20 protein-coding genes are annotated in these 20,941 nt (G+C 37.6%); 18 read left to right on the forward strand and 2 right to left on the reverse strand.

All coding sequences use genetic code 11. The features are described 5' to 3' along the window. The first annotated feature begins 76 nt into the window (after nucleotides 1-76). The 3 genes from ACB089_RS24870 (at nucleotide 77) to ACB089_RS24880 (ending at nucleotide 2,474) form a co-directional block, all read left to right on the forward strand. Nucleotides 77-838 (forward strand): ParA family protein, encoded by a 762-nt coding sequence (locus tag ACB089_RS24870; RefSeq protein WP_374964387.1) that lies wholly within the window; start codon nucleotides 77-79, stop codon nucleotides 836-838. Beyond that, on the forward strand, nucleotides 831-1,679 hold the full coding sequence (locus ACB089_RS24875) for a ParB/RepB/Spo0J family partition protein (RefSeq protein ID WP_368637204.1): 849 nt from the start codon (nucleotides 831-833) through the stop codon (nucleotides 1,677-1,679). The genes ACB089_RS24870 and ACB089_RS24875 overlap by 8 nt, the downstream gene beginning before the upstream one ends. Before the next feature lie 78 nt (nucleotides 1,680-1,757). After that, nucleotides 1,758-2,474: a DUF554 domain-containing protein gene (locus ACB089_RS24880; RefSeq protein WP_374964388.1), complete on the forward strand. Its 717-nt coding sequence runs from the start codon at nucleotides 1,758-1,760 to the stop codon at nucleotides 2,472-2,474. Here ACB089_RS24880 and yyaC read toward each other — a convergent pair. Then, the gene (gene yyaC, locus ACB089_RS24885) at nucleotides 2,391-3,023 is read right to left on the reverse strand and encodes a spore protease YyaC (protein WP_374964390.1); all 633 of its coding nucleotides are present in this window, start codon (nucleotides 3,021-3,023) and stop codon (nucleotides 2,391-2,393) included. The genes ACB089_RS24880 and yyaC overlap by 84 nt on opposite strands. A 93-nt stretch (nucleotides 3,024-3,116) precedes the next feature. Here yyaC and ACB089_RS24890 point away from each other — a divergent pair, with 93 nt between their 5' ends. From ACB089_RS24890 to ACB089_RS24905, 4 genes are all read left to right on the forward strand, one after another. Further along, the gene (locus tag ACB089_RS24890; protein ID WP_374964392.1) at nucleotides 3,117-4,001 is read left to right on the forward strand and encodes a mechanosensitive ion channel family protein; all 885 of its coding nucleotides are present in this window, start codon (nucleotides 3,117-3,119) and stop codon (nucleotides 3,999-4,001) included. A 1-nt stretch (nucleotide 4,002) separates the two neighbouring features. Next, nucleotides 4,003-4,203 (forward strand): DUF951 domain-containing protein, encoded by a 201-nt coding sequence (locus tag ACB089_RS24895; RefSeq protein WP_368637332.1) that lies wholly within the window; start codon nucleotides 4,003-4,005, stop codon nucleotides 4,201-4,203. 395 nt (nucleotides 4,204-4,598) lie between these two features. Next, nucleotides 4,599-5,699, forward strand: coding sequence for a redox-regulated ATPase YchF (gene ychF, locus ACB089_RS24900; RefSeq protein WP_068985809.1), 1,101 nt, complete (start codon nucleotides 4,599-4,601; stop codon nucleotides 5,697-5,699). An 88-nt stretch (nucleotides 5,700-5,787) separates the two neighbouring features. Next, complete coding sequence (locus tag ACB089_RS24905) at nucleotides 5,788-6,828, forward strand: acyl-CoA dehydrogenase (RefSeq protein WP_374964393.1); 1,041 nt, start codon at nucleotides 5,788-5,790, stop codon at nucleotides 6,826-6,828. Between the two features lie 86 nt (nucleotides 6,829-6,914). On the opposite strand, the gene ACB089_RS24910 is transcribed toward ACB089_RS24905, so the two are convergent. Further along, nucleotides 6,915-7,475: a DUF3267 domain-containing protein gene (locus tag ACB089_RS24910; RefSeq protein ID WP_374964394.1), complete on the reverse strand. Its 561-nt coding sequence runs from the start codon at nucleotides 7,473-7,475 to the stop codon at nucleotides 6,915-6,917. A gap of 173 nt (nucleotides 7,476-7,648) precedes the next feature. Here ACB089_RS24910 and rpsF point away from each other — a divergent pair, with 173 nt between their 5' ends. The 11 genes from rpsF to yycF all read left to right on the forward strand — a co-directional run bounded on the left by rpsF (nucleotide 7,649) and on the right by yycF (nucleotide 20,940). Then, complete coding sequence (rpsF, locus tag ACB089_RS24915) at nucleotides 7,649-7,936, forward strand: 30S ribosomal protein S6 (RefSeq protein ID WP_068985806.1); 288 nt, start codon at nucleotides 7,649-7,651, stop codon at nucleotides 7,934-7,936. Between the two features lie 44 nt (nucleotides 7,937-7,980). Next, on the forward strand, nucleotides 7,981-8,550 hold the full coding sequence (gene ssb / locus ACB089_RS24920; protein WP_068985805.1) for a single-stranded DNA-binding protein: 570 nt from the start codon (nucleotides 7,981-7,983) through the stop codon (nucleotides 8,548-8,550). 38 nt (nucleotides 8,551-8,588) lie between these two features. Beyond that, a complete protein-coding gene (rpsR, locus tag ACB089_RS24925; protein ID WP_049662616.1) occupies nucleotides 8,589-8,825 on the forward strand; it encodes a 30S ribosomal protein S18 in 237 nt (78 codons plus the stop codon). Nucleotides 8,826-9,668: 843 nt separating this feature from the next. Then, nucleotides 9,669-10,610: a YybS family protein gene (locus ACB089_RS24930; RefSeq protein ID WP_374964396.1), complete on the forward strand. Its 942-nt coding sequence runs from the start codon at nucleotides 9,669-9,671 to the stop codon at nucleotides 10,608-10,610. 12 nt (nucleotides 10,611-10,622) lie between these two features. Further along, a complete protein-coding gene (locus tag ACB089_RS24935; protein WP_374964398.1) occupies nucleotides 10,623-12,596 on the forward strand; it encodes a DHH family phosphoesterase in 1,974 nt (657 codons plus the stop codon). After that, nucleotides 12,593-13,039: a 50S ribosomal protein L9 gene (rplI, locus tag ACB089_RS24940; RefSeq protein WP_374964400.1), complete on the forward strand. Its 447-nt coding sequence runs from the start codon at nucleotides 12,593-12,595 to the stop codon at nucleotides 13,037-13,039. The genes ACB089_RS24935 and rplI overlap by 4 nt, the downstream gene beginning before the upstream one ends. 13 nt (nucleotides 13,040-13,052) lie before the next feature. Beyond that, nucleotides 13,053-14,414, forward strand: a complete 1,362-nt coding sequence (gene dnaB / locus ACB089_RS24945) for a replicative DNA helicase (RefSeq protein ID WP_374964401.1) — start codon at nucleotides 13,053-13,055, stop codon at nucleotides 14,412-14,414. A gap of 312 nt (nucleotides 14,415-14,726) precedes the next feature. After that, nucleotides 14,727-16,016, forward strand: coding sequence for an adenylosuccinate synthase (locus ACB089_RS24950; RefSeq protein WP_374964402.1), 1,290 nt, complete (start codon nucleotides 14,727-14,729; stop codon nucleotides 16,014-16,016). A gap of 601 nt (nucleotides 16,017-16,617) precedes the next feature. After that, entirely contained in the window at nucleotides 16,618-17,880 is a 1,263-nt protein-coding gene (gene ltrA / locus ACB089_RS24955) for a group II intron reverse transcriptase/maturase (RefSeq protein ID WP_374963429.1), read from the forward strand. Nucleotides 17,881-18,224: 344 nt separating this feature from the next. Beyond that, on the forward strand, nucleotides 18,225-19,685 hold the full coding sequence (locus tag ACB089_RS24960) for a peptidoglycan DD-metalloendopeptidase family protein (protein ID WP_374964404.1): 1,461 nt from the start codon (nucleotides 18,225-18,227) through the stop codon (nucleotides 19,683-19,685). Nucleotides 19,686-20,226: 541 nt separating this feature from the next. After that, nucleotides 20,227-20,940: a response regulator YycF gene (yycF, locus tag ACB089_RS24965; RefSeq protein WP_368637217.1), complete on the forward strand. Its 714-nt coding sequence runs from the start codon at nucleotides 20,227-20,229 to the stop codon at nucleotides 20,938-20,940. The last annotated feature ends 1 nt before the right edge of the window (nucleotide 20,941 follow it).

Genomic DNA, 20,941 nt, shown 5'->3' on the forward strand with positions numbered 1-20,941 from the left:
GGAGGCATAATTGATCAGTGATTTTACAATTGATTTGTCAAAGTGAACTTTGATAAATGAAAGCAGGTGCTTTTAAATGGGTAGAATTATAGCGATCGCCAATCAAAAGGGTGGCGTAGGAAAAACAACGACATCAGTCAATTTGAGCGCTTGTTTAGCGTTTTTAGGGAAGAAAGTGCTCTTAATCGATACTGATCCACAAGGAAATACAACAAGTGGACTTGGTGTTAATAAAGGAGAACTTCATGGCTGTATTTATGATGTGTTAATTGATGATGAAAACGTTGAAAATGTCATTAAAGAAACAAATGTCGAAAACTTATCGATTGTTCCAGCAACCATTTCACTAGCAGGAGCAGAAATTGAATTAGTTTCGACAATTTCAAGAGAAGTACGGTTAAAGCATGCACTTCAAGATGTAAAAGAAGATTATGATTATATTATTATTGATTGTCCACCTTCATTAGGGCTTCTAACAATTAATGCTTTGACTGCATCAGATGCACTTATTATCCCTGTACAATGCGAATATTACGCATTAGAGGGACTAAGCCAGTTGTTATCAACCGTCCGTTTAGTGCAGAAGCATTTAAATCAGCAATTATATATTGATGGCGTATTATTGACGATGCTTGATGCACGAACAAACCTAGGCTTACAAGTTATTGATGAAGTAAAAAAATATTTCCAAGATAAAGTATACAAAACAATTATTCCTCGTAATGTACGATTAAGTGAGGCACCAAGTCATGGACAGCCAATTATCATTTATGACGCAAGATCGAGAGGTGCAGAAGTTTATTTAGAGATGGCGAGGGAAGTGATTAAAAATGGCTAAAGGTTTAGGAAGAGGCATAGGTGCATTATTTCCTGGAGAGTCTTTAGAGCAAAGTGGGCAAGTGGAAGAAATACAATTAGAGTTTATCGTCGCAAACCCATTCCAGCCTCGTAAAATTTTCGATGAAGAAACTTTACAAGAATTAGCTGACTCAATACAGGAACATGGTATTTTACAGCCAATTGCTGTACGTAAAAAAGGACGAAAATATGAAATCGTCGCTGGGGAACGCCGATATAGAGCAACTCAATTAGCAGGATTAGAGGTTATTCCAGCTATTATAAAAGAGCTATCAGATACGCAAATGATGGAGTTAGCAATTTTAGAAAATCTACAGCGTGAAGATTTGACTGTTATCGAAGAGGCTGAGGCATATCAAAGCCTAATGGAAAACTTACATCTAACACAGGAAGAGCTATCCAAACGATTAGGGAAGAGTAGACCACATATTGCCAATCATGTTCGTTTACTAGCATTACCAGAGGATGTTCGTGCGTTCATGAACGATGGCGCACTATCGATGGGACAAGGACGAGCATTACTTGGATTAAAAAATAAAAGAAGAATATCAGAAGTAGCCAATAAAGTCATTAAACAAGGTTTAAATGTCCGTCAAGTTGAAATGTTGGTACAAAATTTAAATGAAGAAGTTTCACGTGAAACAAATCAATCGAAGAAAAAGGATATATTTGTTGCAGCAAAGGAAACACAATTGCGCGATTATTTTGGAACAAATGTCCAAATTAAGAAAGCTAACAATAAAGGGAAGATTGAAATTGAATTTTACTCTGAAGATGATTTAGAACGTATTTTAGAAATACTAAATTTACAGGAAGAGTAAGAGAAATATCGATCACGTAATCAGAGCGCCGAGCTAAAAGGCGCTCTCTATTTTTCTAGAGAGGAGGAAGGATAGGCTATGGTATTACTAGGGACATTAATTAATGCTTTACTCATTATAGCGGGTGCATTAGTAGGGCGAATTTTCAAAAATATTCCTGAATCAATGAAATCTACTGTATTATCGATTATCGGTTTAGCAGTTGCACTTTTAGGGATTAAAATGGGCTTTGAAAGTGATAATTTTATTATTTTGGTGATAAGTTTAGTGGTAGGTGCAGTAATTGGTGAATGGTTAGATTTAGATAAGCAAATGAATAGACTTGGACAATGGGTAGAATCTTTATTCAGCAAAAAGCGTACTGATAATAATCAAATTAATATTGCAGAGGGCTTTGTAACAGCCTCACTAATATTCGTAGTTGGCTCTATGGCTGTAATAGGTGCACTCGATAGTGGTCTGCGCAATGATCATAATGTGCTTATTACGAAAGGAATTATCGATGGATTTACATCGATAATTTTAGCATCTACATTAGGAATTGGCGTGTTGCTGTCCTCTATACCTGTATTTGTATATCAGGGATTGATTGCACTCTTTGCAGGTGCCATTAGCTCTTTTATACCAGATAGGGCATTACAAATGTTTATTACAGAAATGACTGCTGTAGGCGGTGTTATGATTTTTGCCATTGGTTTAAATATAGCGGGCTTAACTAAGATCAAGGCTGCTAACTTGTTGCCAGGTATCATTGTTGTCGGTGTTATGGTTGCTATCCTCTATATTTTTCAGTGAGTACCGATGTACAGCGAGTAATAGAGCTCTTGAAAGCTTTTCAGCCATTGCATAGGAAATATGCAGTCTTGTATTTTGTAAAACAAGCATTTCCATAAAGCCTCCAATATTGACTATCCCCTTAACAGAAATGTCACCAATTGGAGGTAATTGTTTTTTTACAGCTTTTCCTGGAAAAATAGGTCCGTTTTGCACAGAAATATGTCCAACATTTTGTTCACTTCCAAGACATGCATCAATCGCAATAATGAAAGGTTTTATAGTATGATTGTGTAGTTGTTGCATAGTAGTGTCTAAATTAAGAGCATGCAAAGGATCTTCTAAAGAACCTACAACTTCATATGGAAAGCTAACAGACTTTTTTAGGAAGCTACCTGTTAATGGGCCGAGTGTATCACCTGTACAACGGTCACTTCCAATACAACAGAAAATAAGGCGTTCATGATGAAAGGGTATATGTTCTAAAAATAATGTACTTAACTGCCAAACGGCATTTTTACTTTCATGATGAAGAGTATAAGGGAGTAATAATTTTGGTATAGTATTCATAAAAAAACTCACTTTCCTTTTTATTTGTAAGAAGCGCTCGATTTTTATGCAGTATACGCAAATTTTTAGCAAGTTATTCAAGAGGTGGTATTAATGGATTACTTTAACGAAAAGATATTAAAGAGTTTTTGGGATACGGTGATGTCAGAGAAGTTTTGGGAAAATATAATAAATGCTTCAATTAAAATTACGCTTATTTTGATAGCATCGTGGCTAGCCGTACGATTAGGTAAAAAATTTATTAAAAAAGTGTTTTTAATACGAATGAGTTCACCGTTAAACCACTCAGAACGTCGACAAAAGACAATTGCCAGACTATTACAAAGTGTCATATCCTATGTTGTTTATTTTTCAGCAATCATTGCTATTCTTTCTATCTTACATATTAAGGTAGCGGGGTTATTAGCTGGAGCAGGGATTGTCGGTTTAGCAGTCGGTTTTGGTGCACAAAGCTTAGTTAAGGATGTCATTACGGGATTCTTTATTATTTTTGAAGATCAATTTGGTGTAGGTGATTATATAAAAATAAATGCAGCAGAAGGAACTGTTGTAGAAATCGGTTTACGAACAACAAAGATTAATGGTGCTACTGGAGAGCAGTTTATTATTCCAAATGGTGCGATTGGTGAGGTTATCAATTATTCTATAAATAATTCTAAAATTTTTATAGATTTACAAATGATGACAGATGCAGACTTTGAAAAAGCAGAAGCCATTATTAAAAAGTATTTAGCAACTCTACCAGATATTCACAAAGAGCTTGTATCAGTACCAATCTTTTTAGGTGTACAAAGTGTTAAGGGTACAGAGGTAACTATTCGCATAGTCGCAGAAACATTGGCACAGCAACAATACGGAGTGGCGCGTGCAATTCGTCGTGATGTTACTAGACTCTTTGAAGAACATAATATTCCAATGGCTCATCCGAAAATGATGTTGTACGGTGTTAATGGGAAAGAAGAGGGGAGAAGTGAATAATATGGAAGATAAAAAGTTCAGTCTCAATGATATTGTTGAAATGAAAAAGCAACATCCATGTGGCACAAATAAGTGGAAAATTATTCGTATGGGGGCAGATGTACGTATTAAATGTGAAGGCTGTCAGCATAGTGTGATGATTCCACGACGTGAATTTGAGAAAAAAATGAAAAAGATATTAAATTCCTCTAGTGAAGACTAACTTTCATCTTCATTCAGCAAATGTTTTGTAGCGAAAGTGAAACGTCAGTTACAGAAGATTCCCATCTCAGAAGGTGGTGAGATGAACGCACATGTGGTTCCTTTTCAGTGGGTGTTCAAACACCTGTACCTGTCGCTACGCTTTCGGACAAAAGACACTTGCTGAAATAGGGGAACTCAGTCTAAGAACGCCACGTCCTGTGGCAACGACTCAAAATCCGGACGCAATTACGCCAAGGCGAAATGGATGTGTATTAGACTTTTTATGAGTGAATCAATATAATAGATAGGGTTATACAGTGATTAATCAGTGAGGATTTTCTGCATCCTCATAGTATCCGTTAGTACGGGAGATAAGAGCAAATTTGAACAGATATAGAAAGGTTGTGTCCATTTATGGCATTAACAGCTGGAATCGTTGGTTTACCTAACGTTGGAAAATCAACATTATTTAACGCAATTACAAAAGCGGGCGCATTGGCTGCAAACTATCCATTCGCAACAATCGATCCGAACGTCGGTATTGTTGAAGTACCAGATGCACGTTTAGATAAATTAACAGAATTAGTAACACCTAAAAAAACAGTACCAACAGCATTCGAGTTCACAGATATTGCTGGGATCGTAAAAGGCGCTTCAAAGGGTGAAGGGTTAGGGAACAAATTCCTTGCTCACATTCGTGAAGTAGATGCAATTTGTCAAGTTGTACGTTGTTTTGTTGATGAAAATATTACGCACGTATCAGGTGGAGTAGATCCAATTGACGATATTGAAGTCATTAATTTAGAGCTTGCACTTGCTGATTTAGAATCTGTTGATAAGCGATTACAACGTGTTGGCAAAATGGCAAAGCAAAAAGACAAAGAAGCAATGATTGAAGAACCAATTCTTGTAAAAGTTAAAGAACAATTAGAAAACGGTCGACCAGCACGTGCTGCAGAGCTTTCAGAAGACGAGCTAAAGGTTATTAAAGGACTTCATCTTTTAACAATTAAACCTATGCTTTATGTGGCGAACGTTTCAGAAGATGAAGTTGCTGACGCAGATAATAATGAGTATGTACAAAAGGTACGTGAGTATGCAGCTGCTGAAGGAGCTCAAGTTATTACAATTTGTGCAAAAATCGAAGAAGAAATTTCTGAGCTGGATGATGAAGAAAAAGCAATGTTCTTAGAAGAGCTAGGCATTAAAGAATCTGGTTTAGATCAATTAATCCGTACTTCATATGATTTACTAGGACTAGCAACATATTTCACTGCTGGGGTACAAGAAGTACGTGCATGGACATTCCGTAAAGGCATGAAGGCACCACAATGTGCTGGAGTCATTCATACAGACTTTGAACGTGGATTTATTCGTGCAGAAACAGTTGCTTTTGATGATTTAGTTGAAGCTGGATCTCAACCTGCTGCTAAAGAAGCTGGTAAAGTACGTCTTGAAGGTAAAGAATATGTAGTGCAAGACGGCGATATTATGTTATTCCGTTTCAATGTATAAAAAATGTGCAGGGCAATCATAGAAAGATTGCCCTTTTTTGTCTATATAGTTATCTGAATTTTCAATCCATAGAGGGGGTAGTTACAGTATGAACATAGTACAAATAAAAGAACGTGGTTTAGAAATTGAAGAGCTAGGTAGATTGCCAGAAGATGTGTTAGAGGTCATTTATGAGCACCAATTGTTTAAGTTATTTACAGCAAAGGAATTAGGAGGTAAGGATTTAGATTTACTAGAGGGTATGAAAGTATTTCAACAAATGTCTGCACTCGATGGGAATTTTGGCTGGCTTGTCACAATCGGTACAGGTGGTAATGCATTTATTCCAACATTAAACCAAGCGGCTTGTGAAAAAATCTATTCACCAAGAAATGCAGTAATAGCAGGCAGTGGTTATCCTACAGGAACAGCAAAAAAAATGGATGGAGGCTATAGTGTTACAGGGCAGTGGAAGTATTGTAGTGGCGCAGATTATGCTACAACTTTTACAATGAATTGCTTTGTCGAACATGACGGTGTTAGGACAGATGAAATAATTAGTTGCTCAGTGGAGCGATACCAGGTAGAGGTTCTTAACGATTGGCGGGCAATGGGCTTAAAAGCAACGGCTAGTCATACAATCCGTGTGCAAAATACTTGGGTACCACAAGAGGCAACATTTCAATTAGGCACAATTAAAAACAAGTATGAAAGTGCAGTACATAGTTTTCCGTTTGGCGCATTTGCGGAAGCTTCTTTTTTAAGCGTTTGTCTTGGGATAACAGAAAATTTCTTAGAAGAGACGTCTATTTTAGTGAAGCAAAGAAATCATGATCCAAACCGTACTGAACGTATGGGTGCATTACAATTTTTATTGATGCAGCAACAGAAGCACTTTAGACAGCTTGAAGAGCAATTTTATTCAATATTGAATGGATACTGGCAAAAACATCAAGAAGGCCATAAGTTAGCTGAGGAAGAACTACAACAATTTTCACGACTGAGTAAAGATATCGCTGCAGCTTGTGTAGATATTACCAATAACTTAATACGCAGACTTGGTATGGATGCAATTAAGGAAACATCCTCGATCAATCGTATTTGGAGAAATTTATATACAGCTGCACAGCATGGTTTTTTAACCCCATAAATGTATGTGAAAAAATAGAATCTGCTTGGAGCCAAGCAGATTCTATATGGAATGGAAAACGTATTAAACGTGTTCTCTAAACTAAGTTATTGCTTTTTCTCAGGCATATATACATAAAGCTTAGGAAATTGAGGGTCATCCTGTATTAACGCGTTTTTTGGATATTTGCGTAATTCTTTATACATGGCAAAATCACCGACTGCTCCAGCTATTAAAAAAGCACCCACTACTACTAAAACAGTACTGTTAAAGTAGAAACCAGCAATTGTCGGAAGGACGCCAGTTGTCCAGAATGGAAGTAATAAAGCTTTTTTCATTGTATGGTTTGGTAATGGTTGTTCAGTTGTTGCGTACGCTACGCCAAGCTCTAAATTAAGACCATATTTTAATGATTTAAAGGGCACGCCTCCAAAGACCATAAAGCCAATTAAATGAAAGGCTTCATGCAATATAATGAAAACAATATACAGGATGGCAAAAAGTATGACCCCACTAATCATACTCCAAAATGAAAAATCAAAATCTTTAAAGCAAATATATTGGATCGCTACAAATAATATGGCAAGTCCACTTGTGAGAACAATATTGTCCATCATTAGTTTTTTTATATCTAACTCTATTACGATTGGTTCTGTATCTAGTGGCATGAAAATACTCCTTTCATAAATCCATTAATTTTATTATATAGAATGAATTCTTTGTTTGCGACTTGAAAGAAAAGTACCTATATGTTACAATTCATTGATGTGAGTAATAATTATTACTTGCTCCTTGCTCCCTGTGTACAGGAGAGCCTAAGTCCATAAGGAGGTGTAAACAGATGAGAAAATACGAATTAATGTACATCGTACGTCCGAACATTGAAGACGAAGCGAAGAAAGCTTTAGTTGAACGTTTCAACGAAATCTTAACTTCTAACGGTGCAGAAGTCATCGAATCAAAAGAGTGGGGCAAACGCCGCTTAGCTTATGAAATTCAAGACTTCCGCGAAGGTTTCTACCAAATCGTGAAAGTAAACGCTACTTCAGATGCAATTAACGAATATACACGTCTTGCTAACATTAGCGAAGATATCATTCGTCACATTGCGGTTCGCCAAGAAGCGTAATCATTTATTTTTAACAAAATGCTGAAAAGGAGGTTGCATTTCTGATGATAAACCGTGTCGTATTAGTTGGAAGACTAACAAAAGATCCTGAGCTGCGCTATACGCCTAATGGTGTTGCGTCTACAAGATTTACAGTTGCTGTGAATCGAACATTCTCAAACCAACAAGGTGATCGCGAAGCTGATTTCATTAGCTGTGTTGCTTGGCGCAAACAGGCTGAAAACCTTGCGAACTTCATGCGAAAAGGAAGTTTAATTGGAGTGGAAGGCCGCATTCAAACAGGCAGTTATGAAGGACAAGATGGTAAGCGAGTATACACAACAGATGTAGTGGCAGATAGCGTACAGTTTTTAGAACCTCGTAATGGTGGTGGTGCTCCTGCATCTCCTCAATACGGTGGACAGACTTACGGTAATAATCAACCGTCATATGGCGGTGGTCAACCACAACAACAGTTTGGTGGTGCTATGCCAGGGCAGGGTTCATTTGGCGGCGATGCTTATCAGCAAAATCAACCACCTATGAATCAGCCGAATTATACACGTGTAGATGAGGATCCATTTGCTAATAGCAAAGGACCGATAGAAGTATCTGAGGATGATTTACCGTTCTAATACTTCTAAAATAAAAAATGATAAGGAGGAGACACACTATGGCACCACGTCGCGGAGGCCGCAAACGCCGTAAAGTTTGCTACTTCACTGCTAATAACATTACGAATATCGACTATAAAGATGTGGATTTATTAAAAAAATTCATCTCTGAGCGCGGTAAAATCTTACCACGTCGCGTAACTGGCACTAGCGCTAAGTACCAACGTAAATTAACTTCAGCTATCAAAGTATCTCGTATCATGGGATTACTTCCATTCGTTGCAGAAGATAAATAAGATAGATATAAAGCACAACAAAGGTTGATAAAATCTTGTTGTGCTTTTTTTATAGTAAAGTTCGTCTAGTTAGATTTGATACAATAATAACTTTTACCTGAGGGAAAGCGATATGTTAACCGTTTGGTCGGAGAATTTGGAATAACATAATCTCAATCGATATCAGGTGTATTGATTAGGAAAAAATAGGTTTATTATTGAGCGATAAAAGGATTTTTTTGTTGCTATTTTGTTAATATATTCCCATTTTTAACTGATTGTAGCGTAGGGCTACTCGACTCCCGCGGGAAATCGAGACAGACGAGACCCTGCACGGAGCGAATGTTTTCTGTGCGAAAGTGCAACGATCGCAACAACAAAGCGGCCCGTCGCTCGCTCGCAGCGGAAATCAGAGCCTGTTAATTAATCAGAGTAGATAAAAATGGTTAATCAATACACCTGACTCTATATATTACCATTTGCCATTATCATAAGAATTGATTACACTTTTAAAGGCATGAAAAACGGAAAAATGAAATGTGAGATTGAAAAACAAAATACCATCCTATTACAGAAATGTATGGATGAAATAAACAATCGACTAAGTAAGTAGATTAAAAAATTTATTAACAAAACGGCTTATAATCATTTTGGTTAAAAGCCTTTTTTCATGTGATGAATTGTAATATTAAGTGTTCTTTCGGTAAAAAATCTCCTATATAGCTATGTTTTTTACACTATAGCCAATGGTTTTACAAAATTAATGACAAAGCATACAGTTGTTGTTAGCGTTTTTTGTTCAATAACGTGAAAAAATGGTACAATAAAGGTCAGTAAGTTTGACTGAAAAAAGGAAGGTTTTCAATGCCGAATAATCAAACAAAGGCGCTTGTACAAGGCTCAATGATGGTCGCAATCTTTACGATTCTAATGCTTATTTCTGCATACGTACCAATCATTTTTATAGTAGGTCTAATATTTGCCCCACTACCGATTGCTTGGTATAGCGCAAATTACAAGCGTTCCTCATCAATACTCGTAGCAGTAGTAGGCTGTACCTTAACCACTTTAACGAGTGGTATAACTATGTTACCATTTGCCTTTATTTTGGCATTAATGGGTGTCGTAATAGGAAATGCAATTTATCTAAAGAAGAGCAAACTGTACCTATTCATGTCATCTGGGATTGCTTTTCTTCTATCAATGACAATAGTCTATGTAGCTTATGTACAATTTGCTGGTATCAACATAATTGACATGAGTTTAGAGATTTTACGCGAAAATTATGAGCAATCAAATGAACTTGCAAAAAATGTGACAGGTCAAGTAGTATTTCAGCCAGAGATAATTGAGGCAATGTTAAAAACTATTGAGCTGACAATGCCTGCAACAGTAACAATCTCTGCATTTTTCGCAGCATTTATTATCATAACGTTAAATTTACCTGTATTAAAACGTCTTGGTTTAGACGTACCAAAATTTGCACCGTTCCAAAATATGCGTCTACCACGATCTATACTCTGGTATTACATGATTGTGTTATGCATTAATTTATTTATGCGTCCAGAATTTGGGTCTACTTTAGATGTTATTGTTTTAAATGTTTCTTATGTTTTATGGATGTTATTAATCCTGCAGGGGATTTCCTTTATACATTATTTCATTTCTAAAAAGGAAATGCCGAATGGTGTTAAATGGGTAGCTACTTTGTTAGCCTTACCATTAGCATCCTTTATGATATTGCTAGGTATTGTAGATTTAGGTTTCGATTTACGTTCACTTGTGAAGGGGAAAACTAAAGAATAAGGGGCTGATGTAATGGGGACTTTTAGAAAACGACCAATCCGCTATCCGCTTTTTGTTCTTTCCATTTTTGGCATTGTGACGTTCGTGCTTCTATGTATTTGGAATATCGGAGTAGGTATCGGTTATGGAGTAGGGTTTGTTCTATTAATGGCCTATACGTGGAAGGTAGAACAAATTACCTTTGAAGAAACAGAAAAGCATATTGAATCCATCTCCTTCCGCATGAAAAAAGTTGGGGAAGAGGCATTGCTGGAAATGCCAATTGGGATTTTACTTGTTAATGAGCAGTATGAAATAGAATGGTCGAATCCATATATGCAGAGTGTTTTAAATATGGAAAATTTAGTAGGTGAAGGAATCGTTAATATATCTGATGACATCTACGTGCTAATGAAGACCGAGGAGACCAACGAAGATACGATTACGCTTCGTGACCGTAAATATCGAGTTTATTATAAAAAAGAAGAGAATTTGCTATATTTCTTTGATATTACTGAGCAGATAGCCATTGAAAAACAATATTATGCAGATCGTACAGTCATTGCGATTTTATTTGTTGATAACTATGACGAAATCACACAAGCAATGGATGATCAGCCACGTAGTTTAACGAATACGATGGTGACATCAATTGTTAATGATTGGGCGGCGGAGCAAGGGATATTTGTGAAACGAATATCATCTGATCGTTTTTTAGCTGTATTAAACGAATCCATTTTAATGGAGCTTGAAAAGAAAAAATTTGCTATTTTAGATACCATTCGAGAAAAAACAGCACAAAAAAATACGTCATTAACATTAAGTATTGGTGTTGGCGCAGGATCTTCTTCATTAGTAGAACTTGGTGAATTAGCACAGTCAAGTCTAGATCTAGTTTTAGGCCGTGGTGGGGATCAGGTTGCCATCAAGCAACCTACTGGAAAGTTAAAATTCTATGGTGGGAAAACGAATCCAGTTGAGAAACGTACGCGCGTTAGAGCACGTGTTATTTCTCATGCACTACGTGATTTAATTCAAGATAGTGACCAAGTGTTTATCATGGGACATAAAAACCCTGATATGGACTCTATTGGTGCCTCTGTTGGTGTACGTAAGATGGCACAAATGAATGATGTAAAGGGCTATGTCATTATAAATTTTGATGAATTAAACGGCAGTGTAACGCGTTTAATGAATGAAATTGAGAATAAATCGGATTTCTATGAAAATTTCCTAACACCAGAGGAAGCTGCGACAAAAATGACAGAAAAGTCATTGCTCGTTATTGTCGATACACATAAACCGAATTTAGTCATCGATTCACACCTATTGAAGCTAGCTGAAAAAGTTGTAGTGATTGATCACCATCGTAGAAGTGAGGATTTTATTGAAAATCCAACGCTTGTTTATATGGAACCATACGCGTCGTCCACGGCTGAACTTGTGACAGAGTTACTCGAGTATCAACCAAAACGTGCAAAGATTAATATGCTAGAGGCTACTGCATTATTGGCGGGAATTATTGTAGATACGAAGAGTTTTACACTGCGTACAGGAGCCCGTACTTTTGAAGCAGCATCTTATTTACGGACAAATGGTGCAGATACAGTGTTAGTACAGCGATTACTAAAAGAAGATGTCGATACGTATATTGAGCGTTCTAAAATAGTGCAGACTGTTAAGTTCGTGAAGCCAGGTATTGCTATTGCTGTAGGTGAAGAAGCAAAAATATATGATTCTGTACTAATTGCGCAAACAGCAGACATTTTACTCACAATGAAGGATGTGGGGGCTTCTTTTGTCATAGCGCATCGTTCAGATGGTAAAATCGGCATAAGTGCAAGATCACTTGGCGAGGTAAACGTACAGCTTATTATGGAAAAGCTTGGTGGCGGTGGGCATTTAACTAATGCAGCTTGCCAAATCGAAGCAAATTCCATTGCTGGAGTAAAAAAATATTTAGAAGAGGCCATAAATGAGGTACTCGAAGGGAGTTCTGAATCATGAAAGTAGTATTTTTGAAAGATGTTAAAGGAAAAGGAAAAAAAGGAGAAGTTAAAAATGTAGCAGATGGCTATGCACAAAACTTCTTAATTAAAAATGGCTACGCTGCAGAAGCAAATGCTCAATCATTAAGTCAATTAGATGGTCAAAAGAAATTAGAGGCTAAAAACGCTGCTGCAGAATTAGCTGAAGCAAAAGCATTAAAAGAAAAATTAGAGGCGTTAACAGTAGAAGTAAAAGCAAAATCAGGTGAAGGTGGTCGCCTATTTGGTTCTGTATCTACAAAGCAAATTGCAGATGCGCTTCAAAAAACGCATGGCATTAAAATTGATAAACGTAAAATGACTTTAATTGATGGAATTCGTGCGCTAGGCTTTACAAATGTACCTGTAAAACTACATCATGAAGTATCTGCAACATTAAAAGTTCATGTAACGGAAGAATAAGGGGCGACAATCCATGAACGAACCGATGATGGACCGCGTCCCACCGCATAACCGGGAAGCGGAGCAATCGGTTATCGGTGCAATTTTTCTTGATCCTCAAGCGTTAATCACTGCATCTGAAATTTTACTAGCAGATGATTTTTATCAGAATGCACATAAGAAAATTTTTGAAACGATGCTACGTTTAAGTGATCAAGGAAAAGCGATAGATGTTGTAACAGTTACTGAAGAATTATCAGCTAAAAAAGAAATTGAGGACGTTGGCGGGCTATCGTATTTACTAGAGCTCGCCAATGCTGTCCCTACGGCCGCTAACGTCGTACACTATGCGAAAATTGTCGAAGAAAAGGCCCTATTACGTCGCTTAATTCGTGTAGCTACTAAAATAGTAGAAGATGGCTATACACGTGAGGATGAAGTAGAGGCATTACTAGGTGAAGCAGAGAAGAAAATGATGGAGGTAGCCAATCGTAAAAATGCGGGTGACTTTAAGCATGTTAAAGACGTATTGGTAGAAACCTTCGATAACATCGAGAAGCTTCAATCACAAAAGGGAGACGTTACAGGTATTCCGACAGGCTTCCGTGATTTAGACAATATCACAGCTGGCTTCCAGCGCAACGATCTAATTATTGTAGCAGCACGTCCCTCTGTAGGGAAAACGGCCTTTGCATTGAATGTCGCGCAAAGTGTTGCCGTTCAAGCACGTGAAAATGTTGCGATTTTCTCCTTAGAGATGGGTGCTGAGCAGCTAGTTATGCGTATGCTTTGTGCAGAAGGAAATATAGATGCACAAGTTTTACGTACAGGTGCTTTAACAACGGAAGATTGGGGTAAACTAACTATGGCAATGGGGAGTTTATCGAATTCCGGTATTTTTATTGATGATACACCAGGTGTACGTATCAATGAAATTCGAGCAAAATGTCGACGTTTAGCACAGGAGCATGGGCTTGGTATGATTTTAATCGATTATTTACAGCTTATCCAAGGTAGTGGTAAACCAGGTGAAAACCGTCAGCAAGAGGTATCTGAAATTTCACGTTCATTAAAAGGATTAGCACGTGAATTAAAGGTTCCAGTTATCGCATTATCACAGTTATCTCGTGGCGTTGAGCAACGTCAAGATAAGCGACCAATGATGAGTGACTTACGTGAATCGGGAAGTATTGAGCAAGATGCTGATATTGTTGCCTTCTTATATCGTGATGATTATTACGATAAAGAGTCCGAGAGTAAAAATATGATTGAAATTATTATTGCTAAACAGCGTAACGGTCCAACAGGTACGGTTACACTTGCGTTTAAAAAAGAATTCAATAAATTCATTAATGTGGACTGGTCGCAAATGCCGCCACCACCTCCACGTGATTAAATATATTATTTGGTTCATCACCAATAGTTGGAGATGACATTTGTTAAAACGTATGCTATTTATCTTCATTCAGTAGAAGACGCCTACCTCTAAAGAGGAACTTAACGTCAGCAATTACGCCAAGGTGGAATTAATCTGAATGTTAGATAATATTCATACCATTCTGTCATTAAACACGAACGTTGAATCAGATTGTTTGATTTTACGTTCGTGTTTTAACTATTTTTTTGTTGACTAGGCGTTTCTTTCATTGTTACAATAATTAACGGCTTAAAAATTGTGATACAAACGTATCTAACGGAGGTGCTGATTATGACATCAGTTGTAGTTGTAGGAACACAGTGGGGAGACGAAGGGAAAGGTAAAATTACAGATTTCCTTTCACAAAAAGCCGAAGCAATCGCTCGTTTTGCAGGTGGCGATAATGCTGGACATACAATTAAATTTGATGGGGAGACTTATAAGCTACATTTAATTCCATCAGGTATTTTTTATAAAGAAAAAACTTCAGTAATCGGAAATGGATTGGTTGTTAATCCGAAGTCATTAGTAACTGAGCTTAGAGGTTTACAAGAGCGTGGTATTGATACGGACAATCTACGTATTTCTAACCGTGCACATGTTATTTTACCTTATCATATCAAACAAGATATCGCTGATGAGGAAAGCCGTGGCGATAAAAAAATTGGTACGACTTGTAAAGGAATTGGGCCTTGCTATCAGGATAAAGTAGCACGTATCGGTATCCGTATGGCTGATTTATTAGACAAAGAAGTATTTGAAGAAAAACTACGTCATAATTTAGTAATTAAAAATAAATTATTCGAGAAATTCTATGAAGTTGAAGGTGTAACATTCGAAGAAATTTTCGAGGAATATTATGGCTATGGACAAGAAATCGCAAAATATGTAACAGACACATCTAAAATCTTAAATGATGTACTTGATGAGGGCGGCAAAGTGTTATTTGAAGGTGCACAAGGTATTTTACTTGATGTCGATCAAGGTACGTATCCATATGTAACATCTTCGAATCCTGTTGCCGGAGGTGTAGCGATCGGTGCTGGCGTTGGTCCATCACGTGTTACAAGTGTTATTGGTGTATCTAAAGCATATACATCTCGTGTTGGTGATGGTCCGTTCCCAACTGAATTATTTGATGAAGTGGGTCAACAAATTCGTGAAGTAGGTCGTGAATATGGTACGACAACAGGTCGCCCACGTCGCGTAGGTTGGTTCGATACAGTAGTAGTACGTCATTCACGTCGCGTAAGTGGTATTACACATCTTGCACTTAATTCTATTGACGTTTTATCTGGTTTAGAGACAGTGAAAATCTGTACAGCGTATAAATATAAAGATGAAACAATTACGGAGTATCCTGCAAATCTTCATATTATTGAACAATGTGTGCCAATTTATGAAGAACTTCCAGGCTGGTCAGAAGATGTTACAGGTTGCAAAACATTAGAAGAGCTACCTGAGAATGCACGACGCTATGTAGAACGTGTTAGTGAATTAACAGGTATTCAAATTGCTACTTTCTCTGTTGGTCCTGCACGTGAACAAACGAACGTTTTAGTAGACGTTTGGGAAGCATAATAAATGAAAAACACAAAAGGGTGTGCCGTATGCGGTACACCCTTTTATGTGTGCGCCCGGCATGCGTATGAACTATAGGGTGCAAGTCCCGAACCTCGAAGACAGAAGTAGAGGTTAGCCAAGAGCAAGGGTGTCCGTGGCGACGCGGAATCTGAAGGAAGCTGGAGGCAAAACACCGGTCCGAGGAACACAAATCTCATATAAGGCTAGGTATGATTGGATGAGTGTGCACAACAACACAAAGTCCTTTCTGTCGAAGGTCATATCGAGTAAATGAGGCGGATAGATGGTGTGAAAGTGCATACGCTTACCCGGGGAGGTCTGATGGAAACGCAAAGTACACTTTGTAACCTACTTAGCGATAGGTAGCTGAACCATCAGAAGTCAGCAGAGGTCATAGTACCATTCACTTCTAGAATGAATGGAAAGGACCGAACAATTCGGAGAGAATAGCCCTTGGCATGCAGTTTTCTATGATAAACACAGAAAATCCAGAAGGACCGACTTAATGGAGGTAATGGTGAATCCCATGAGGGACATTGAGCGGGTGCAGTAGAAACTGTTATAAGAAGACAAGCTATTCACGGAGGAGTCGAACGAGATGTTAATGAATCAAATTTTATCACGAGAGAATCTGCTTCTCGCACTCAAACGGGTGGAACGAAACAAAGGGAGTCATGGAGTAGACAAAATGCCCGTAAAATTCCTACGACAGCATGTAGTCGAAAACTGGCTAACGATTAAGAAGCAAATTCTTGAGGGAACCTACCAACCACAACCAGTTCGCAGAATCGAAATCCCGAAACCTGACGGCGGTGTGCGACTATTAGGAATCCCAACCGTGACAGACCGACTCATTCAACAGGCAATTGCCCAAGTGCTATCCAACCTATACGACCCGAACTTCTCGAATCATAGTTACGGATTTCGACCAAAACGAAGTGCTCACGATGCAATCCGAGAAGCCAAAGGCTATATAAAAGAAGGATATCGCTGGGTAGTAGATATGGACTTAGAGAAATTCTTCGACAAAGTAAACCATGACCGTCTAATGAGTACATTAGCGAAGAAAATTTCTGATAAACCTCTACTCAAGCTGATTCGTAGATACTTGCAATCGGGTGTCATGATAAATGGTGTCGTTTATGATACAGATGAAGGAACACCCCAAGGGGGTCCACTGAGTCCACTTCTCTCAAACATTGTGCTGGATGAATTAGACAAAGAATTAGAGAAACGTGGTCATAAATTTGTCCGTTACGCCGATGACTGCAATATTTATGTGAAAACAAAACGAGCAGGAGAACGAGTGATGGCAAGTATCAAAACCTTTATTGAGAAGACGCTGCGATTGAAAATAAATGAGAAGAAATCCGCAGTGGCTCGTCCTTGGCAACGTAAATTCCTAGGATTTAGCTTTACCTCCCGCAAAGAACCACAAGTTCGAATTGCGAAAGAGAGCATAAAGCGAATGAAGAACAAAATTCGGGAATTAACAGCTAGAAAGAAGCCATTTCCAATGGAGTACCGAATTCAACAATTGAATCAATACTTAATTGGGTGGTGTGGCTACTTTTCATTAGCGGATACGAAATCAATATTTGAATCACTGGATGGATGGATTAGAAGAAGACTTCGCATGTGTTTATGGAAGAATTGGAAGAAGCCTCGTACGAAAGTGCGCAACCTTATTCGCTTAGGAGTTCCAGACTGGAAGGCTTACGAATGGGGCAATACTCGCAAGAGTTACTGGCGTATTTCGAAAAGTCCAATATTACACAGAACCCTTGGTAACTCTTATTGGAGTAACCAAGGGCTCAAAAGTCTGCAAGCTCGTTATGAAATCTTGCGTTATTCATCTTAATTGAACCGCCGTATACGGATCCGTACGTACGGTGGTTGGAGAGGTCGGGAGTTAGTCACTCCCTCCTACTCGATTTGTGAAAGAAACCATATTCTGTGATAGCGCCTGCGTTTTACCCTGAGTAGCGCAACCCACATAAGCCAATACTTATATGAAAATATGATTATTAAAAAAACTACAAAAAATAGGGATTATGTAACAATTAGTAGATAAATAATACATTTACATTACAAAAAGATGAAAATATTCAAACCGTATTTTCTTTATGATACAGTATAGTGGTGCAAAAAAGCCTTGTGGGTAATTAATCCTACAATAGGTTAAAGTTGGAAGGAGCTTTATTGATGAGTTCATCTTGGTTTAGAAAAGAAAAAAACAATAGATTCACTTACAATTTTTCTTCAATAAAAAAGGTATCCATTATTACAGTTTTAATGACAAGTTTAACGTTTAATGTAGGTTTTGCAAAAGAAAATCATCAAGAAGATTTACATAAAATTTATCACGTTTACGTGGGAAATCAATATATTGGTGCGGTCTCTAATGAGAAAGCGATCCAAGAAATCATTGCATCCAAGGAAAAAGAGGCAAAACAACAATACAAAGAGTTAACGATCGATGCTAACTCATCTGTTAAAATAATCCCAGAGCAAGTGTTTAGTAATGAAACAAAAGATGCGGAAACTTTGGCTAAGCTTGAGCAATCTTTAGTAGCTCAGTCTCCAGATTTTACATTATTTGTAGATAATAAGCCTGTTGTTTATTTAAAAGATGCAAAAGCCTATGAAGATACTATTCGTATGCTAAAGCTACAATATGTTTCACAGCAAGAGTTAAATAGTTTAGATACTAACCAGCAATCTACGAATATACCACTGTTACAAACTGGTGAATCACGCCTTTTAGATATTTCTTTTAAACAGGGAATTTCAGGTGCAGCACAAAAAGTAGCCCCGAATGCTATTGTAACACCTGAGGAAGCTGTGAAATATTTAATGACAGGCGCTCTTGAGCAAGAAACATATCAAATTCAATCAGGTGATGTTCTAGGCTCGGTTGCTAAAAAACATGATTTAACAACAGCTGAGCTAGTAGCGTTAAATCCTGGTATCACGGTTGATACAGTTTTACAAATCGGACAAGCATTAAACGTAACAGTCGCTAAACCATTTGTAACACTTGAAGTAAAACAGGAAAAGAAAGTTACTGATCAAATTCCATTTAAAAAAATAATCGAAGAAGATCCGACGATGTATAAAGGTGAGAAAGTAATTAAACAACAAGGTGTTAATGGAAAGCAAGAAACTACTTATTTGTTAACGTCTGAAAATGGGAATCGTACATCCAAAGTTGCGTCAGAAGAAAAAATCGTACAGCAACCTGTTGACCAAATTGAAATTGTTGGTACGAAAGTAATTTCATCTCGTGGCACGGGTGAATTTTCTTGGCCTGCTGTAGGTGGCTCTATTTCAAGTCAGATGGGTGAACGTTGGGGAGATTTCCATCGTGGTATTGATATTGCCCGTCCAAGTAACTACAATATTTTAGCTTCTGATAATGGCGTTGTTGCCGCAGCTGGCGTATCAGGTACCTATGGTAATCGTATCGTGATTAATCATAATAATGGTTATACGACACTTTACGGACACTTATCTTCAATTAATGTTAAAGCCGGGCAGGTAGTAGAAAAAGGTTCTGTTATAGGTATTATGGGTTCTACTGGAAATTCAACAGGTACACATCTACACTTTGAAGTTGAAAAGAATGGTTCGTTAGTAAATCCATTATCATATGTAGGTCGTTAATCCATTCGGATAGAAGGCAGCCAAAAAGGGGCTGTCTTTTTGTATAGTTCTTTTATAATTTCAAGTTATTTCCCGAGAAATATTTGTCGAAATGTAGTTCAATACAATATCGTCTAATGTCTTTAGATTTAGAATAATGCATAGAAGTTAAAAGCATGGTAGAGTTAAGAGTAGTGACTTTAACTTCTTTCAGCAGATAATTTTTGTACCGAAAGCGTAGCGTCAGGTACAGAAGTCTCCCATCTCTATAGGTAGTGAGATGAATGCGGGTTAAAGTTATTTTTCAGTGGGTGTCCTAACATCCGTTGAAATAGAGGAACTCAGGTTAAGAACTTCACAGCCTGTGGAAACGCCTGAGTGACCAACATTGTGTTGTCGCTGTTGCTGCGCTTTCGCACAGACAAAACCATTTTGCTGTTGCTATGTTAGCACTGCACTTTCTCTGTTGGACTAAAGCATCCAGCGGATCAAGACATTTTGTTTAAGAATAGATCATTACACTTCGTTTAAGAATAGATAAATAGCGAAAGGGAGAAAAAAGATGGACAAAACAATTTTAGTTGTTGACGATGAAAAACCAATCGCAGATATTTTACAGTTTAATTTAATTAAAGAAGGCTACAAAGTTATTTGTGCTTATGATGGAGATGAAGCACTAGAGAAGGTTGAAGAAGAACAACCAGATTTAATGCTTTTAGATATAATGTTACCAAAGCGTGATGGGATGGAAGTTTGTAGAGAAATACGTAAAAAATATGATTTTCCTATCATTATGCTAACAGCAAAAGGCTCTGAGATTGATAAAGTATTAGGATTAGAAATGGGCGCAGACGATTATGTGACAAAGCCATTTAGTACACGTGAGCTTATTGCACGTGTAAAGGCAAATATGCGTCGCTTACAAGTGGTAGCCCCTGCTGCCGAAGAGGTTGAAGAAGCGTCCAATGAAATTGTGGTAGGGTCGCTTGTTATTCAGCCTGATGCCTACTTAGTATTGAAACGTGATGAGTCAATTGAATTAACCCATAGGGAGTTTGAGTTATTACATTACTTAGGTAAGCATATTGGACAAGTAATGACGCGTGAGCATTTACTACAAACTGTGTGGGGCTATGACTATTTTGGCGATGTACGAACAGTTGATGTAACAATTCGTCGTTTACGTGAAAAAATAGAGGATAATCCAAGCCACCCAGCTTGGATTGTAACACGCCGTGGTGTAGGATATTATTTACGAAATCCTGAACAGGAGTAAA

This window comes from Lysinibacillus sp. RS10, from assembly GCF_041956855.1.
In the GTDB taxonomy this organism is placed as follows: Bacteria; Bacillota; Bacilli; order Bacillales_A; family Planococcaceae; genus Lysinibacillus; species Lysinibacillus xylanilyticus_A.

Bases quoted from the DNA above. Each gene is read 5' to 3' on its own strand.
- ACB089_RS24870 (WP_374964387.1), top strand. From the start codon at position 77: ATGGGTAGAATTATAGCGATCGCCAATCAAAAGGGTGGCGTAGGAAAA.
- ACB089_RS24875 (WP_368637204.1), top strand. From the start codon at position 831: ATGGCTAAAGGTTTAGGAAGAGGCATAGGTGCATTATTTCCTGGAGAG.
- ACB089_RS24880 (WP_374964388.1), top strand. From the start codon at position 1,758: ATGGTATTACTAGGGACATTAATTAATGCTTTACTCATTATAGCGGGT.
- yyaC (WP_374964390.1), bottom strand. From the start codon at position 3,023: ATGAATACTATACCAAAATTATTACTCCCTTATACTCTTCATCATGAA.
- ACB089_RS24890 (WP_374964392.1), top strand. From the start codon at position 3,117: ATGGATTACTTTAACGAAAAGATATTAAAGAGTTTTTGGGATACGGTG.
- ACB089_RS24895 (WP_368637332.1), top strand. From the start codon at position 4,003: ATGGAAGATAAAAAGTTCAGTCTCAATGATATTGTTGAAATGAAAAAG.
- ychF (WP_068985809.1), top strand. From the start codon at position 4,599: ATGGCATTAACAGCTGGAATCGTTGGTTTACCTAACGTTGGAAAATCA.
- ACB089_RS24905 (WP_374964393.1), top strand. From the start codon at position 5,788: ATGAACATAGTACAAATAAAAGAACGTGGTTTAGAAATTGAAGAGCTA.
- ACB089_RS24910 (WP_374964394.1), bottom strand. From the start codon at position 7,475: ATGCCACTAGATACAGAACCAATCGTAATAGAGTTAGATATAAAAAAA.
- rpsF (WP_068985806.1), top strand. From the start codon at position 7,649: ATGAGAAAATACGAATTAATGTACATCGTACGTCCGAACATTGAAGAC.
- ssb (WP_068985805.1), top strand. From the start codon at position 7,981: ATGATAAACCGTGTCGTATTAGTTGGAAGACTAACAAAAGATCCTGAG.
- rpsR (WP_049662616.1), top strand. From the start codon at position 8,589: ATGGCACCACGTCGCGGAGGCCGCAAACGCCGTAAAGTTTGCTACTTC.
- ACB089_RS24930 (WP_374964396.1), top strand. From the start codon at position 9,669: ATGCCGAATAATCAAACAAAGGCGCTTGTACAAGGCTCAATGATGGTC.
- ACB089_RS24935 (WP_374964398.1), top strand. From the start codon at position 10,623: ATGGGGACTTTTAGAAAACGACCAATCCGCTATCCGCTTTTTGTTCTT.
- rplI (WP_374964400.1), top strand. From the start codon at position 12,593: ATGAAAGTAGTATTTTTGAAAGATGTTAAAGGAAAAGGAAAAAAAGGA.
- dnaB (WP_374964401.1), top strand. From the start codon at position 13,053: ATGAACGAACCGATGATGGACCGCGTCCCACCGCATAACCGGGAAGCG.
- ACB089_RS24950 (WP_374964402.1), top strand. From the start codon at position 14,727: ATGACATCAGTTGTAGTTGTAGGAACACAGTGGGGAGACGAAGGGAAA.
- ltrA (WP_374963429.1), top strand. From the start codon at position 16,618: ATGTTAATGAATCAAATTTTATCACGAGAGAATCTGCTTCTCGCACTC.
- ACB089_RS24960 (WP_374964404.1), top strand. From the start codon at position 18,225: ATGAGTTCATCTTGGTTTAGAAAAGAAAAAAACAATAGATTCACTTAC.
- yycF (WP_368637217.1), top strand. From the start codon at position 20,227: ATGGACAAAACAATTTTAGTTGTTGACGATGAAAAACCAATCGCAGAT.